At 65.4% G+C, this 1,685-nt stretch carries 1 protein-coding gene; it reads right to left on the reverse strand.

Features of this window, described 5'->3' with window-relative positions; translation table 11 throughout:
• Positions 1-78 precede the first annotated feature (78 nt).
• On the reverse strand, positions 79-1,685 hold a 1,607-nt coding region (locus CKO42_RS26425), incomplete at its 5' end, for a DUF4118 domain-containing protein (RefSeq protein ID WP_242479738.1).

A 1,685-nucleotide genomic window follows, 5' to 3' on the forward strand; every position in this document is an offset into this window, starting at 1 on the left:
CGTGATGGCCCGGTCTTTGTGAGTCTCTGTCATTGGTCTGCTCCGCTACCTTGGTTGACGATGGGTTCTCATCATCGCTTATTGTGCCCGCTCGGGGTGTGTTGGAGGAGCGGGGCGGACCATTCCATTACTGATCACGGAATCAAGCAGCTCGTGTCTGTCCTTGGTGGAGAGCGCTTCGTCCAACGAACGCAAGCTGCTGGCCGCGCCGATCATCGACGCCAGCGGGGTGCGCAAGTCGTGGGACACCGATGACAGTAGTGCCGAACGCAAGCGCTCAGTCTCTTCCGCGACCTTGGCCTGCTCCAGGGTGGTGGCCAGGCGGGTACGCGCCATGGCCATGGTCACCTGCGTGATCAGGGCGTCGATGGCGGCGAGTTGTTCACTCTGGAAACCCTGGCTTGGTTGGTAGACACCGAGCACACCGAAGCAGTCCTGGTCGATGGCCAGGGGCAGAAAGCGCCAATCGATCGCCGAGAGGGTTTGGGTTTGAAAACCGCTCGGTTGCCGATGATCGAATGCCCATTGTGCCGCCGACCAGGCCTTGTCATTGAGCTCCAGCTCGTCCTGTGAGGCGGCTGCCTGTGCCAGCTTATCGCCATCACCGAGTGCGAGCAGCACGACCGGAACGTGCAGATGCTCGGCGATGGCCAGGGTCGCCTCGCGATGCACCGTCGCGAGATCGACCGCGGCCGCCAGTCGGCGGCTCAGGGACAGCAGCCGTTGCGTCTGTTCGTTGGTGCCGCGCAGCGCGAGCACCTGGTGGCGCAGGCGACCAGCCAACTGGCCGCCGATCAAGCCCATGATCAGAAAAAAGCCGACGGTCACCAGCTCATGCGTGCGCGACATGGCAAAGGTATAACGCGGCTCGGTAAAGAAGAAGTTGTAAGCAGCGGCGCTCAGGACCGCGGCGATCAATGCCGGGCGCATGGCCGTGCGCACCGCGACCAGCAGCACGGCGGTCATGAAGACCAGCGACAGGCTGGGCAAGGGAACCAGCGGCTCGATGGCGGCGGCCATCCCGGTCGCCGCTGCCACCACGGCCAGTAACAGGACATAGTCACGCGCGGGCTCAAGTCGCCGGAGCCAGCGCCGCCGACGGCGCACGCGGGCGGATCTTGAGGCCACGAAGGTGATCTCGAACTCCTCACCCTGGCGCAACAGGCGTTGACTCAAGGTGGTGCCGAAGCGTCCCGCCCAGGGTCGGTGCCGGCTGCGCCCCACCACCAGCGTGGTGGCATTGTGCTCACGCGCGAAGGCGAGCAATTCCTCCACGGGATCCAAGCCACGCAGCGTCACGGGTTCGCCGCCTAAACGGGCGGCCAGCTCGAAGGTGCGCTCGACACCGGCCTGCTGTTCGGGACCGATGTCACCGCGATCGACGAACACGACGCTCCAGGGCGCCCGACGCCGCTCGGCGAGGCGCCGACCGAGACGCACCAGCTCCTCCCCGTTACCGACGCCATCGATGGCGACAAGGATGCGCGCGCGCACCGGCCAGGGTCCGGCGATCCCCTGCGTGCGCATGACCTCACGCACATCGCGGTCGATGCGCTCAGCCACCGTCTGCAAGGTCAGCTCGCGCAGGGCCGACAGATTGGTCGGACTGAAAAACCCATCGAGTGCCGCGCGGGCCTGTTCAGGGATGTAGACCTTGCCCTGCTTGAGTCGCTCGATCAGCTCGC

The organism is Lamprobacter modestohalophilus (genome assembly GCF_016583905.1).
Lineage (GTDB): Bacteria > Pseudomonadota > Gammaproteobacteria > Chromatiales > Chromatiaceae > Lamprobacter > Lamprobacter modestohalophilus.